Origin of the sequence: Salmonella sp. GDC200615 (assembly GCF_050574145.1) — a bacterium.
Classification (GTDB): Bacteria; Pseudomonadota; Gammaproteobacteria; order Enterobacterales; family Enterobacteriaceae; genus Salmonella; species Salmonella enterica.
Genome location: NZ_CP192247.1, coordinates 3,333,402 through 3,346,583 on the forward strand (window position 1 = coordinate 3,333,402; position 13,182 = coordinate 3,346,583).

Here is a 13,182-nt window from a genome sequence, read left to right on the forward strand (position 1 = left end):
GCCGGCTGACGCTACATTAAGCCGGCTTAGTGTCTGTCGCGCTTGTCGGCACGTTTTGCCAGCCAGTCGCCCAGCATCTGAACGACCTGAACCAGCACAATCAGCGCCACCACGGTAACAACCATCACTTCGGTTTCGTAACGGTAGTAGCCATAGCGAATCGCCAGGTCGCCTACCCCGCCGCCGCCGACAATCCCGGCCATCGCCGAGTAGCCGATTAAGCTTACCAACGTAATCGTCAGGCCGCGCAGCAGCCCTGCGCTGGCTTCCGGCAACAGTACGGTACAGATAATACGCATCGGACTAGCGCCGAATGCCAGCGCCGCCTCAATAATCCCTTTATCGACTTCACGGAGCGCGCTATCTACCAGGCGTGCATAAAACGCGATTGCGGCCACCGACAGCGGGACGGAGGCCGCAATCGGGCCTATCGTATTGCCCAGCAAAAGCTGCGTTAGCGGCAGTAACAGCACCAGTAAAATAACAAATGGCACCGAGCGGATAATATTCACCAGAACCGAGGCGGCGAGATAAATAAAACGGTTCTGCCAGAACAGATGACGATCGGTGACAAAAATCAGAAAACCGAGCGGTAGACCGCCAAGAATCGCCAGCACCGTTGAAATACTCAACATCTGGAAAGTTTCATTGAACGCCAGCGTTAAATCCGGCAATAAATCATCCACGGATCACCTCCACCTGTGCGGTACGTTGACGGATATGCTCCACGGCGGCGGCCACCGCCGTTGGATTATGCGGCGCGGTTAATTGCACCACCAGAATGCCCAACGCGCGTTCGCCGATATATTCAATCTTGCCATGCAGGATATTGACCGCGACGCCAAACTTGATCGCCACCTCCGACAGTACCGGCTGCTCCGCCGAATCGCCGATAAACAAAATTTTCAGCAACTGCCCGGGCAGGTGTTCCCGTAAACGTTCCGGCAGGGTCAAATTAAGAGTATGAGACACCAGTTGCTGTGTGAAAGCGTGTTGCGGGTGGGCAAACACATCAAACACCTCGCCCGATTCCACAACCTTACCGCCCGACATCACCGCCACGCGATCGCAAATAGATTTGATCACGTTCATTTCATGGGTGATCAGCACAATAGTAATCCCGAGCTGTGCGTTGATCTGTCTGAGCAGAGCCAGAATCGTGGCGGAAGTTTCCAGATCCAAAGCGGAAGTCGGTTCGTCACACAGCAAAACATCCGGATGGTTAGCGATGGCGCGGGCTATCCCCACCCGCTGTTTTTGCCCGCCGCTGAGCTGTACCGGAAAACGGTTCGCTTTATCGGCAAGGCCCACCAGCGTTAAAATTTCCGCCACCCGTGGCGCGATTTTGCTGCGTTCCCAGCCAGCCGCTTTCAGGCTAAACGCCACGTTTTGCGCCACTGTCCGGGTATGCATTAAGTTAAAATGCTGGAAAATCATACCAATACGCTGCCGCGCCTGGCGTAACGCTTTTCCGTCCAGCGCAGAAATTTCCACGCCGTTAACGTTGACGCGCCCCTGGCTGGGACGCGTTAAGGCGTTCAGGGTACGCAGCAGAGTGCTTTTTCCTGCGCCGCTGGTACCGACAATGCCAAAAATCTCGCCCGCGGCGATATGCAGGCTCACATCATCCACCGCGCGCGTGAGGGTACCGCGACCGGCGGTAAAATCGACGCAGACTTTTTCTATTTCAATCATATTCACCTCAGAAATTGGGGATGGCTACCGCTGCGATCAGGGTGTCGCGGTCATCCATTCCGGTTTCTGGAAGGCGCTATAAATATTCTTTGGATCGTCGATGACCGCGCGATAAGCCGGCGATTTCACCGCCTCGACAATATCTTTGGCAAACGGCTTATCGGCATCTTCACTGCGTACCGCAATGATATTTTTCAGATTCTCATCCAGGTGTTCCTGCTTAATCGCGCTGGAGAGATCGAGTCCTGCCGCCACCGCAAAGTTCCCGTTAACCAGCGCGCCGGTCACGCCATCCAGCGTGCGCGGTAGCTGTGCGGCTTCCAGCGGTTTGAAAACCAGTCCTTTTGGATTGCTGGCGATATCTCGTTCAGAGGCTTTGGTCGGATCGATATTGTCCTTAATCGTGATGAGCCCCAACGATTGCAGGAAGCGAAGGCCGCGCGCCAGGTTAGTCGGATCGTTGGAGAGAGTAATAATGTCCCCTTTTTTAAGCGCATCCAGACTGTTGATTTTACGTGAATAGAAGCCCATCCCAGCGGTCGGTACCACAATAAGTTTGCTGAGCTTCAGCCCTTTGTCAGCGGTGAATTTGTCAAAATAGAGGGTATGTTGAAAGAGGTTGGCGTCGATGCTGCCGTTAGCTAACGCCATATTGGGCTGGACATAGTCGCTAAACTCGCGCACCACGACCTTATACCCTTTTTCTTTTAATGTCGGCGCAATCGCCTGCTTCACCATGTCGCCATACGGCCCTGGCGCGACGCCAAATACGATCGTTTGCGGGGAACTATCGGCATGGGCAAACTGTAATCCGCAGGCCAGTAATAGCGTGCTGGCCGCAATGCGTAAACTCTGACGCAATCCCATAATTTCTCCATTTTAAATAGTGTGATGCTGTGCCGGATGCCGTTCATGCGGCATCGTCTGTTTTGGCCCAAACGAAAGGCTATTTCTTAACATGACACAGATCACAGCCTGCTGCCCTTGAAATTATTTCATGATGTTTCCTGGTGTGTCGTTAAATGTACGAGGCAGGCGCTCAGGCGTGTGTCAGGCGGGAATGGCGTAAAGGGAAATGCCGGATAAGAGGTCTTAACGCCAACATCCGGCACAGGAAAACGCTTTAGAAATCGTAACGCAGACGCACCAGGTTCATATCGCCCAGATTGTCAGTGCTGGAGGTGAAAACATGTTCATAATCAACGCGGAAACCATAATCCAGTTGGAAGGTGATCCCCACGCCGTTATCGGTGCGCAGATAGTCGCGGCCATTCACATATTCAATGCGGTCGCCCATAAAGTACGGTTGAATAGCTTTCACGGCATACTGACCAATCGGGAAAGCGTAACCGACAAAATATTCCAGACCCCACGCATCGCCGGCAAAGTAATCATTCACAGACACTTTTTTGGTCGTCATAAAGTTCTGATACCAACCGCCGCCTGCGGCGATAGTCCAGTTTTCCGGCGTCCAGCTTAATGCGGTACCGACAATATTTTGATCGTAAGTTTTATTGCCGTTGCCACGCATCTCCGCACGGGTATAGTTCCATGCCGTCCCCCAGGTCAGATCGTCGGTGAGATGGTAATCCGCGCCTAAAGAACCGCCGCCTTTACGCTTGTAATTCAGGCCGTTATTGGCATTATAATCGTCGCTGAACAGATAAGATGCGTAGAGATCGACATTGCCAATACTTTTCTTATACTTCAATGACTTACGCGTGCGATAAGAACCATCGTAGTCGCCGTTAATCCCGTTGCCCGGCGCCTGACCTATCATGTCGTAATCCCAGATATCGGTTTTTACGCCCACCACATCGTAATAAATGCTGTTCTGTTGACCGAAGGTCAGCGTTCCCCACGTCGCGCTCTTGAAGCCGGTATACAGCATACGGCGAGTGGTATCAGTCGCGCCCTTCGCATAATGGTTATCCCAGTCAAATACCGCAGGGATATTGACGCCCAGCTCGTAATAGCTAATCCAACTGATATCATCAAACAGATAATAATCCGCGGCGAAGCGGAAACGCGTCCCGCCATCAAAACCATTACGTTTATAACCGTTCGCGCCGTCATTACCGGTCATATTCTGGAACTGCGGACGAATACTCCCGCCAACGGTGAAATTGAGTCGGCTGAGTGGATTACCCGCCTGGGGATCTTGTTTTAAAACGGTGATTTCCGCCTGAGTGGCGAAAGGCATGAAAGCCACTGCCGCGCCGATCGATGCCGCCAACGCTGTTATTTTAATTGTCATTATATTTTCCTTGATAGATAGCCAATCCAAATCATTTAGCAGGCAAATAATAACTGTTATAAAACCTTACGTGTTGTGTATTTTTTAATGATTTGTGCTACTAAAAATCAAGGAGTTAGCAATTTGTGCGACTAAAAAAGTACGCGCCGTTTTAAAAACCGGCGCGAAATTATTCACATCATGAATCATCCGCTAAACTGTCGGAATAGCGCTTTGCCTTTCAGCAAACGAACGCCAAGCCAGCCGCCGCATACGGAAAGCAGCAGCGCGCCGCAAAACAGCAGTGCGCCCCATAAACGCCAGTCCGGCTCCCAGGGGAAATCAAAAACGTTGATTTGTAAGATCGCCAGCGCCGTTTCCGCGCCAATCGCGGCGACCAACCCGGCAACTAATCCCAGCATGGCGAATTCGCACCAGAGTGTGGTACGCAACAGTTTCTTTCCGGCTCCTAACGTGCGCCACACCACCAGCTCCTGATGGCGCTGACGCATCCCGACCTGTACCTGGGCCAGTAATAGCAACATGCCGCAGAGGGTGACTAGCACAACCATCACCTCCAGCGCCCGACTGACCTGCTCCAGCACCTGTCCCACCTGTTTCAGGATCGCCCCGATATCCAACAGGCTGACGGTAGGAAACTCGCGGTTAAGCTGCGTTAACATGCCGTTGCCATTCTCCCAGCGAAAACTGGTCAACCAGCTTTGTGGTTGCCCGTCCAGCGCCCCGGAAGGAAAAATGAAGAAAAAGTTGGGCCGCAGGCTTTCCCAGTCCACTTGACGCAGACTGGTAACTTTAGCGCTAAACGCCTGGGTATCGCCCATAAAGGTTACGCTATCGCCGAGTTTGACGTTCAGCCGCTTCGCCAGCCCCTCTTCCATGGAGACTTCGCCCGGTTTTGGCGGCCAGTGACCGGCGACCAGCGGGTTATGCGCCGGGCGCGTATCCTGCCAGGTCAAATTCAGTTCACGGTTGAGTGACTCATCCTGCTGACCTTCCGTCGGATTACCGTTTATCCTGGTTAACCGCGCCCGCACAATCGGATAAAACGTCTGCGGAATCACCTGATGTTCCGCCAAAAAGGCTTTCAGCGGCGCGACCTGCTCTGAAGCAATATTGATAAGGAAATAGTTCGGACTTTCCGGCGGGAGTTGCTGTTGCCAGCGATCAAGGAGGTCGCCGCGCAGCACCAGCAAGAGCGCCAGCAGCATAAACGAAAGCGAAAACGCCGAAAGCTGACTCAACGTTGACCACGGCTGACGCAGAAGTCGGCTGACGGCCAGACGCAGCGGTAGCGACGTCAACGTCATGCCGCGCAGCACGTTAAGCAGCATCCAGCCCACCAGACCGCACAGCAGCGCCAGTATCACTGCACCCGCCAGAACCGCCCACAACAGCATACTTCCGCCCATCAATCCGGCGAGCAGCGCCACCACGACGGCGCAGGCGACAGGCAAATAAATTTTTAACGGCCAGACGCGAGCGACAACATCGCGGCGCAGCACCCGTAGCGGCTGGGTCGCCAGCAACAATCGATAAGGCCGTAAACCGACCAGCAAAGAGATGACCGTCATCGCGCCCAGCGCCCACAGCCAGGGCCACAGGCTGGCGGGCGGCAAATCGGCGGGCAATACCGGTTTTAGCAGCACCAGCAATATGTTTTCAAACAGTAACCCAATCGCGCCTCCCGTGACGGCGGAAAGCCCCAGCACCATCAACCACTGTCCGATAATAAGTTTACGCAACTGGGCCCGGCCCGCGCCCAGCGTTTTTAAAATCGCCACCAGATCGTAGCGGCTACGGCAGTAATGGCTCATCGCCACCGCGACGGCAGCTACCGCCAGCAGTAGCGTTAATAACGCCGAAAGCAGCAAAAACTGCTGCGAACGTTCGAGCGATTTCCCCAATGCCCCGTCATCCTGCCCCAGCCCGTACCAGCGATGTTCCGGTTTAAGCTGCGGTAACAGCCAGCTTTCATAGCCAGCAAGCTGTTGCGGCGTTCCGCCGAATTTATACCGCCACATCACGCGGCTCCCCGGCTGTATCGCACCGGTTTTTGCCACATCGGCCATATTCATCATCAGACGCGGCGCCATCTGAAAAGGGTTAAATCCGGAATCCGGTTCCTGCACCACTTCACCGGCAATACGCAAGGTCACGTCGCCGACATCAATGGTATCGCCCGTTTTCAAATTAAGCAGCGCCATCAGACGCGGCGCCAGCAGTACGCTACCCGGCTGCGGTTTCACTCCGCCTGGACGGGTTTGCAATTCGCCGTACATCGGATAAACGCTATCTACCGCCTTCACGCTGGCCAGTTGCGGCGTATCGCCGGCAAACGTCATGGTCGCAAAGGTTAACTGCTCGCCCACGTTAAGGCCGCGTTTACGCGCCTCTTCAAGCCAGGCTTTCGGTACCTCCCGCGAACTTTGCAGCGTCCGATCGCCTGCCATAAACTCGCGGCTTTGCTGACTTAACCCTTTTTCCATCCGGTCGCTGATACTGCCGAGCGCCAGTACGCAGGCCACCGCCAGACTCAACGCCAGCCAGACAATAATCAGCGACGGCGAGCGCCATTCGCGCCAGAACCAGCGGGCTATCATGCCTCCTCCTGTAACTGACCGTTGACCAACCGCAGCCGCCGGTCGCAGCGCGCCGCCAGCGCCGGGTCGTGCGTCACCAGAATCAGCGTGGTGCCGTGCTCGCGGTTAAGCGAAAATAGCAGGTCGGCGATTTTATCTCCGGTCTGATGGTCAAGGTTGCCCGTCGGCTCATCGGCAAACAGCACATCAGGACGCCCGTTAAACGCGCGCGCCAGCGCTACGCGCTGCTGTTCGCCGCCGGAAAGCTGTGCCGGAAGGTGGTCAAGCCGTTTTCCCAGTCCCAGTTGTTCGAGCAGCGCTTTCGCCCCCGCCTTACTCTGACCGCTGTTTTCACCGCGTAGCAGGGCCGGTAGTTCAACGTTTTCCAGCGCGTTAAGCGTAGGAATAAGCATGAAGGATTGAAAAACAAAACCGACATGCTGAGCGCGAAGCTGCGCCCGCGCCTCTTCGTCCATCTGGTGAAGCGGTTTCCCGACCAGACTGACCTCTCCGCTACTGCCGTCATCCAGTCCGGCGAGAATCGCCAGCAGCGTAGATTTTCCCGATCCTGATTCGCCAATCAGCGCAATGGTTTCGCCGCGTTTGACAACCAGTTCAACTCCGGTAAGGATGGAAAGCTCATGCTCACCCTGACCGACGGACTTCCTGAGACGATGAACTTCAACACTGTTTTCCGCTGGCATTTGCCCTTCCTGTTTTTGATCCTGTTAACTTTCCGTGCCGCCGCCGCAGACACCTTATTAATTCTGGGCGATAGCCTCAGCGCCGGTTACCGTATGGCCGCCAGCGCGGCATGGCCGTCGCTCCTTAATGATAAATGGCAAAACAAAACGTCGGTCGTTAATGCCAGTATAAGCGGAGATACCTCGCAGCAGGGACTGGCGCGTTTGCCGGCGCTGTTGCAACAGCATCACCCGCGCTGGGTAGTGGTGGAACTTGGCGGCAACGATGGCCTACGCGGTTTTGCGCCTGCGCAAACCGAACAGACGCTACGTAAAATCATTCAGACGGTGAAAGCCGCCGATTCCCAACCGTTACTGATGCAAATTCATCTGCCCGCTAACTACGGTCGCCGTTATAATGAATCCTTTAGCGCCATTTATCCTAAGCTCGCCAAAGAGTTCGATATTCCTCTGTTACCGTTTTTTATGGAAGAGATATATCTGAAACCACAGTGGATGCAGGATGACGGCATTCATCCCAACCGCGACGCCCAGCCGTTTATTGCCGACTGGATGGCGAAGCAGTTGACCCCTTTTCTCTCCTGAATAATTCGAGTTGCATGAAGGCGGCACGTAAGAGAATGTCCAGGAGCATAGATACCTATGTGACTGGAGTAAACGAACGCACAGGCAACTTGAAGTATGACGGATATAGTTAACCACGACTCTTAAATCAACGGAGATCCTGACAGGTAAAGTTATGCAAAAATCGGTCTTAATAACAGGATGTTCCAGCGGAATCGGTCTGGACAGCGCGCTTGAACTTAAACGCCAGGGCTTTCAAATCCTGGCGGGCTGCCGCAAACCTGATGATGTCGCCCGGATGAACAGTATGGGATTTACCGGCGTGTTAATCGATCTCGACTCCCCTGAAAGCGTGGATCGTGCCGCCGATGAAGTGATCGCCCTGACCGATAATCGTCTGTATGGGATCTTTAACAATGCCGGCTACGGCGTGTATGGCCCCCTTTCCACCATCAGCCGTGAGCAGATGGAGCAACAGTTTTCCAGTAATTTCTTCGGCGCGCATCAGCTTACTATGCGCTTACTTCCCGCCATGTTGCCGCATGGCGAAGGACGCATTGTGATGACCTCATCGGTGATGGGGCTAATTTCCACCCCAGGGCGCGGCGCTTATGCCGCCAGCAAATACGCGCTCGAAGCCTGGTCTGACGCGCTACGTATGGAGCTACGGCACACAGGCATTAAAGTGAGCCTGATAGAACCGGGGCCGATTCGTACCCGTTTTACGGATAACGTTAACCAGACGCAGCGTGATAAACCGGTAGAAAATCCCGGCATCGCCGCACGTTTCACCCGCGATCCTGACGCGGTAGTAGCGAAAGTACGTCATGCTTTTGCAAGCGATAAACCCAGGCTGCGCTATCCCGTTACGCTGGTCACCTGGGCAGTGATGGCGCTGAAACGCCTATTGCCGGGCCGGATGCTGGATAAAATTTTACAAAGCTGAGTTGAAGCGCGCCCGTCAGCCCCCATGTAAACGTGACACAGACAAAAGAGAGCGACGCCATGTCCGTACAGAACATTGTCAATATTAATGAATCCAACCTGCAGCAGACCTTAGAGCAGTCCATGACCACGCCGGTACTGTTCTATTTCTGGTCTGAACGCAGCCAACACTGTCTGCAATTAACGCCAGTGCTGGAAAGTCTGGCTGCCCAGTACCACGGTCAGTTTATTCTGGCAAAGCTGGACTGCGACGCCGAACAGATGATCGCCGCTCAGTTTGGTCTGCGCGCCATCCCGACTGTCTATCTGTTCCAGAATGGCCAACCGGTCGATGGTTTCCAGGGGCCGCAGCCGGAAGAGGCAATCCGCGCTCTGCTGGATAAAGTACTGCCGCGTGAAGAAGAGCTAAAAGCGCAACAAGCGATGCAGTTAATGCAGGAGGGCAACTACATTGACGCGCTGCCGTTGCTCAAAGACGCCTAGCAGCTCTCTTCGCAGAACGGTGAGATTGGCCTGTTACTGGCGGAAGCGCAAATTGCGCTGAACCGCTCTGAAGAGGCCGAAGCGGTGTTAAAAACTATACCGCTACAGGATCAGGATACCCGTTATCAGGGGCTGGTTGCGCAGATCGAACTGCTTAAACAGGCGGCGGATACGCCGGAAATTCAGCAACTTCAGCAGCAAGTCGCGGAGAATCCGCAGGATGCGGCTTTGGCAACGCAACTGGCGTTGCAGTTGCACCAGGTCGGACGTAATGAAGAAGCGCTGGAATTGCTGTTCAGCCATCTGAGAAAAGATCTTGCCGCCGCCGAGGGACAGACGCGCAAAACCTTCCAGGAGATCCTTGCCGCGCTCGGCACCGGCGATGCGCTGGCGTCGAAATACCGCCGCCAGTTGTACGCGCTACTGTATTAATCCTCTCTTGCCTGATGGCGCGCTTATCTGGCCTACCTGTCGTCCTCAGGCCGGATAAGGCGCTTGCGCCATCATCCGGCAACTATCATGATTTCTTGAGCGGCATTACTACCAACTGATGACGCGAATTATAGAACTTCCGGTAGGTTAAATAGCAGGCAATGATGGTAGACAGGCTGGCTGTCGACAACAGCATAAACGTTACCATAATTTGATATTTAATCGCTTTTACCGGATCGATCCCGGCAAAAATCAGCCCGGACATCATCCCCGGCAGGCTCACCAGCCCAACGGTCTTTGCCGAGTCGATCGTCGGGATAAGCGATGCGCGGATGCTATCGCGGATAAGCCCGGCGGAGGCCATTTTCGGCGTTGCGCCCAAACTTAACTTTTCCTGGATTTGCTGCTGCTCGCTATGAAAACGCAGCCCCAGTTGGTTGTAGCACAGCCCTACCGCTACCATCGCATTACCGGCGACCATGCCAGCGATGGGAATCACCTGCATCGGCGCAAATTCAATCGAACCGGTAAGCACCAGTACCGTCAGCGTTAGCCCGGCGCCGACGGTGATGGCGATAAACGAGGAGAGAAATGCCTTATCGATATATTTACTGCGCTTTTGCGCGTTCCATGCGGCGTTAAAACAGATGAACAGCACCATCAGTAGCGTCAGGGCGGCATGATTAACGCCAAAGATGTATTTCAGTACATAGCCGACAATAATGAGCTGTATCACCGCCCGGCATACGCTCCACAGAATATCTTTTTCCAGCGCCAGCTTTTCCTTGTGACTGATGAGCATCGCGACCACCACCAGCAGCATCGATAACGCCAGCGAGGTATTGGTAATATTATGCTCGTTCATAACGCGCCTCCTGCATCTCTCCGGCAGATGGCGTTAACGTTATCACCTTATCCGCGTGTTGAATTTCATCTTTATCATGCGTTACCCACAAGACAGCGACCTGCTTATCGCGAACATAGCGATGAATAATATCATTCACATTCCGTTTGTTATGTTCATCCAGCGCGCTGGTTATTTCGTCGAGTAACAGTATTTTCGGCAGAAACTGTAGATTACGAATTAGAGCAATACGCTGTTTTTCCCCGCCGGAAAGCGCGGCAATCGGTTTTTGCAGAATCGTATCCGGCAGTTCAAAACGCGCCAGATCGTCTGCGAAGGCTGTCGGCTGCGGGCGCTGATGGCGAATTTGCCAGGGAAAAATCAGGTTATCGTAAACCGTATCGCCAAAGAGCGCTGGCGTCTGAGCGCAATAAGAAACCTGCTGGCGATAGGCTTCCGGACTCAGAGTAGTAATATCCTGCCCCTCAAAAAGAATCATGCCGATATCAGGGCTTATTAGCGAGGCCACCATTTTCAACAACGTACTTTTTCCGCAGCCAGAAGGACCGGTAATTAACTTAAATTCGCCGCGTTGCAGCGTAAAACTGATGTTATTCACTATTTTTGTCGTCGCAGTCCGGTAACCGACCTGCTTTAACTCAAGCAACATGCTACGTTCTGTCATTTATTGCGCATCCGTTGTTCATATTTTTATAGCGATAGTGTATCCCTGTAATTAATAAGGGGGGGAACATGCTTTACTGAATCAGGTATAATTCGCTTAATTCGTCAGCAAAATCGGTTTATGGACAACGCAACAGGAGGTTTAGCTATGCTCATTCTTATCCCTATTCTCATTTTCGTCGCGCTGGTGATCGTCAGCGCGGGCGTCAAAATCGTTCCGCAGGGGTACCAGTGGACGGTGGAGCGCTTTGGACGTTACACCAAAACCCTGCAGCCGGGATTAAGCCTTGTTGTACCGTTTATGGACAGAATTGGCCGCAAGATCAATATGATGGAACAAGTGCTGGATATTCCGTCGCAGGAGGTGATCTCAAAAGATAACGCCAACGTCACTATCGATGCGGTCTGTTTTATTCAGGTTATCGATGCGCCGCGCGCCGCCTATGAAGTCAGTAATCTGGAACTGGCGATCATTAACCTGACCATGACCAATATCCGTACGGTGCTCGGTTCGATGGAGCTGGATGAAATGCTCTCCCAGCGCGACAGCATCAACACGCGGCTGCTGCATATTGTCGATGAAGCCACCAATCCGTGGGGAATTAAAGTTACCCGTATCGAAATTCGCGATGTCCGCCCGCCCGCGGAATTGATCTCCTCAATGAACGCCCAGATGAAAGCGGAACGTACCAAACGCGCCTATATCCTTGAGGCCGAAGGGGTGCGTCAGGCGGAAATCCTGAAAGCCGAGGGGGAAAAACAGTCGCAGATTCTGAAAGCCGAAGGCGAACGTCAGTCCGCTTTCCTGCAGGCGGAAGCGCGCGAACGTTCCGCCGAAGCGGAAGCCCGCGCTACGCAGATGGTGTCTGAAGCCATCGCCGCCGGGGATATTCAGGCAATAAACTACTTCGTGGCGCAGAAATACACCGAAGCGTTACAGCAAATCGGCTCGGCGAATAACAGCAAAGTGGTCATGATGCCGCTGGATGCCAGCAGTCTGATGGGCGCTATCGCCGGGATCAGCGAGCTGGTTAAGGACAGCGCCAGCGAACGGAAAAAAGCATGATAGCGATGATTCTGGTACATCCGCATATCTTCTGGCTTAGCCTCGGCGGCCTGTTGTTGGCTGCGGAAATGCTCGGCGGTAACGGCTATTTGCTGTGGAGCGGCGTGGCGGCAGTGATTACCGGCTTAACCGTCTGGCTCTTACCGCTCGGCTGGGAATGGCAGGGCGTGCTGTTTGCGGCCTTAACGTTACTGGCGGCCTGGCTTTGGTGGCGCTGGCTGGCGCGTCGCGTGCGGGAGCAGAAGCCGACCGACAGCCGCCTTAACCAACGCGGACAACAACTGGTAGGCCGCCGGTTTATGCTTGATGCCGCGTTAGTTAACGGACGGGGTCATATGCGTGTCGGCGACAGCTCGTGGCCGGTATGCGCTGACGAAGACCTGCGCGCAGGTACGCATGTCGAAGTGATCGCCGTGGAAGACATCACCTTACGCATTCGTGCCGTTTAATCAACGTGGCTTTTGCGCCTTGTGATGACAGCAGCCGGAAAGATTATCAATAATCGGGCAGTCGGCGCTGTCATCGCCGGGACAACTCTCCGCCAGCGCCAGCAGTTGATCGCGCATTGATTGCAGCTCGCTGATATGGCGCTCGATCTCCGCGACCTTTTCCAGCGTCCGCTTTTTCACATCTGCGCTATGGCGTCGCGGATCGTTAAACAGATTGACCAGTTCGCCACACTCTTCCAGATTAAACCCCACCTGCCTCGCCTGTCGCAGCAACGTCAGCTCGTTTAAATGCTTCTGCGTGTAGGTGCGATAACCATTTTCGCTACGTAATGGCGGCGTCACCAGCCCTTTCTCTTCATAAAACCGAATGGCTTTGCTGGTTAAACCGGTTTTTTTCGCCACATCGCTAATATTCATATTTCCCCCTTGACCTTAACCTTGCTGGAAGGTTTAACCTTTATCACAGTGAGTCACTACGAT

The 13,182-nt window shown here is 53.9% G+C and carries 13 protein-coding genes and 1 pseudogene; 5 read left to right on the forward strand and 9 right to left on the reverse strand.

Going from position 1 to position 13,182, the window contains the following annotated elements; genetic code table 11:
* Positions 1–26: 26 nt before the first annotated feature.
* From ACQ29O_RS16125 to ybbA, 6 genes are all read right to left on the reverse strand, one after another.
* Entirely contained in the window at positions 27–686 is a 660-nt protein-coding gene (locus ACQ29O_RS16125; protein WP_000342245.1) for a methionine ABC transporter permease, read from the reverse strand.
* Positions 679–1,695: a virulence-associated ABC transporter ATP-binding protein SfbB gene (gene sfbB / locus ACQ29O_RS16130; protein WP_000569653.1), complete on the reverse strand. Its 1,017-nt coding sequence runs from the start codon at positions 1,693–1,695 to the stop codon at positions 679–681. Before sfbB ends, ACQ29O_RS16125 begins: the two co-directional genes overlap by 8 nt.
* Before the next feature lie 36 nt (positions 1,696–1,731).
* The gene (locus ACQ29O_RS16135) at positions 1,732–2,562 is read right to left on the reverse strand and encodes a MetQ/NlpA family ABC transporter substrate-binding protein (protein ID WP_000524317.1); all 831 of its coding nucleotides are present in this window, start codon (positions 2,560–2,562) and stop codon (positions 1,732–1,734) included.
* Between the two features lie 256 nt (positions 2,563–2,818).
* The gene (locus ACQ29O_RS16140; RefSeq protein WP_000152869.1) at positions 2,819–3,952 is read right to left on the reverse strand and encodes a porin; all 1,134 of its coding nucleotides are present in this window, start codon (positions 3,950–3,952) and stop codon (positions 2,819–2,821) included.
* A 185-nt stretch (positions 3,953–4,137) separates the two neighbouring features.
* The gene (gene ybbP, locus ACQ29O_RS16145) at positions 4,138–6,552 is read right to left on the reverse strand and encodes a putative ABC transporter permease subunit YbbP (protein WP_000561788.1); all 2,415 of its coding nucleotides are present in this window, start codon (positions 6,550–6,552) and stop codon (positions 4,138–4,140) included.
* Complete coding sequence (gene ybbA, locus ACQ29O_RS16150; RefSeq protein WP_001110594.1) at positions 6,549–7,235, reverse strand: putative ABC transporter ATP-binding protein YbbA; 687 nt, start codon at positions 7,233–7,235, stop codon at positions 6,549–6,551. Before ybbA ends, ybbP begins: the two co-directional genes overlap by 4 nt.
* Between ybbA and tesA the strand changes: the two genes are divergently transcribed.
* The 3 genes and pseudogenes from tesA (at position 7,206) to cnoX (ending at position 9,659) form a co-directional block, all read left to right on the forward strand.
* A complete protein-coding gene (tesA, locus tag ACQ29O_RS16155; protein ID WP_001746772.1) occupies positions 7,206–7,820 on the forward strand; it encodes a multifunctional acyl-CoA thioesterase I/protease I/lysophospholipase L1 in 615 nt (204 codons plus the stop codon). The two genes, ybbA and tesA, sit on opposite strands and share 30 nt — an antisense overlap.
* A 154-nt stretch (positions 7,821–7,974) precedes the next feature.
* On the forward strand, positions 7,975–8,745 hold the full coding sequence (locus ACQ29O_RS16160) for an SDR family oxidoreductase (RefSeq protein ID WP_001172804.1): 771 nt from the start codon (positions 7,975–7,977) through the stop codon (positions 8,743–8,745).
* 59 nt (positions 8,746–8,804) lie between these two features.
* Positions 8,805–9,659, forward strand: a pseudogene (cnoX, locus tag ACQ29O_RS16165) (chaperedoxin).
* An 85-nt stretch (positions 9,660–9,744) separates the two neighbouring features.
* Here the strand turns inward: cnoX and fetB are convergent.
* Together fetB and fetA are read right to left on the reverse strand one after the other, a co-directional pair.
* Entirely contained in the window at positions 9,745–10,524 is a 780-nt protein-coding gene (gene fetB / locus ACQ29O_RS16170) for an iron efflux ABC transporter permease subunit FetB (RefSeq protein WP_001002130.1), read from the reverse strand.
* Positions 10,511–11,188 (reverse strand): iron efflux ABC transporter ATP-binding subunit FetA, encoded by a 678-nt coding sequence (gene fetA, locus ACQ29O_RS16175; RefSeq protein WP_000140185.1) that lies wholly within the window; start codon positions 11,186–11,188, stop codon positions 10,511–10,513. The genes fetB and fetA overlap by 14 nt, the downstream gene beginning before the upstream one ends.
* A 147-nt stretch (positions 11,189–11,335) precedes the next feature.
* Here fetA and ACQ29O_RS16180 point away from each other — a divergent pair, with 147 nt between their 5' ends.
* Positions 11,336–12,253 (forward strand): SPFH domain-containing protein, encoded by a 918-nt coding sequence (locus tag ACQ29O_RS16180; protein WP_253336126.1) that lies wholly within the window; start codon positions 11,336–11,338, stop codon positions 12,251–12,253.
* Entirely contained in the window at positions 12,250–12,702 is a 453-nt protein-coding gene (locus ACQ29O_RS16185) for an NfeD family protein (protein ID WP_000561176.1), read from the forward strand. The genes ACQ29O_RS16180 and ACQ29O_RS16185 overlap by 4 nt, the downstream gene beginning before the upstream one ends.
* Here ACQ29O_RS16185 and cueR read toward each other — a convergent pair whose 3' ends face one another.
* Positions 12,703–13,119, reverse strand: coding sequence for a Cu(I)-responsive transcriptional regulator (gene cueR, locus ACQ29O_RS16190; RefSeq protein WP_001026760.1), 417 nt, complete (start codon positions 13,117–13,119; stop codon positions 12,703–12,705).
* Between the last annotated feature and the right edge of the window lie 63 nt (positions 13,120–13,182).

Bases quoted from the DNA above. Each gene is read 5' to 3' on its own strand.
- sfbB (WP_000569653.1), bottom strand. From the start codon at position 1,695: ATGATTGAAATAGAAAAAGTCTGCGTCGATTTTACCGCCGGTCGCGGT.
- ybbA (WP_001110594.1), bottom strand. From the start codon at position 7,235: ATGCCAGCGGAAAACAGTGTTGAAGTTCATCGTCTCAGGAAGTCCGTC.
- ACQ29O_RS16135 (WP_000524317.1), bottom strand. From the start codon at position 2,562: ATGGGATTGCGTCAGAGTTTACGCATTGCGGCCAGCACGCTATTACTG.
- fetB (WP_001002130.1), bottom strand. From the start codon at position 10,524: ATGAACGAGCATAATATTACCAATACCTCGCTGGCGTTATCGATGCTG.
- ybbP (WP_000561788.1), bottom strand. From the start codon at position 6,552: ATGATAGCCCGCTGGTTCTGGCGCGAATGGCGCTCGCCGTCGCTGATT.
- fetA (WP_000140185.1), bottom strand. From the start codon at position 11,188: ATGACAGAACGTAGCATGTTGCTTGAGTTAAAGCAGGTCGGTTACCGG.
- cueR (WP_001026760.1), bottom strand. From the start codon at position 13,119: ATGAATATTAGCGATGTGGCGAAAAAAACCGGTTTAACCAGCAAAGCC.
- ACQ29O_RS16160 (WP_001172804.1), top strand. From the start codon at position 7,975: ATGCAAAAATCGGTCTTAATAACAGGATGTTCCAGCGGAATCGGTCTG.
- tesA (WP_001746772.1), top strand. From the start codon at position 7,206: ATGAACTTCAACACTGTTTTCCGCTGGCATTTGCCCTTCCTGTTTTTG.
- ACQ29O_RS16180 (WP_253336126.1), top strand. From the start codon at position 11,336: ATGCTCATTCTTATCCCTATTCTCATTTTCGTCGCGCTGGTGATCGTC.
- ACQ29O_RS16185 (WP_000561176.1), top strand. From the start codon at position 12,250: ATGATAGCGATGATTCTGGTACATCCGCATATCTTCTGGCTTAGCCTC.
- ACQ29O_RS16140 (WP_000152869.1), bottom strand. From the start codon at position 3,952: ATGACAATTAAAATAACAGCGTTGGCGGCATCGATCGGCGCGGCAGTG.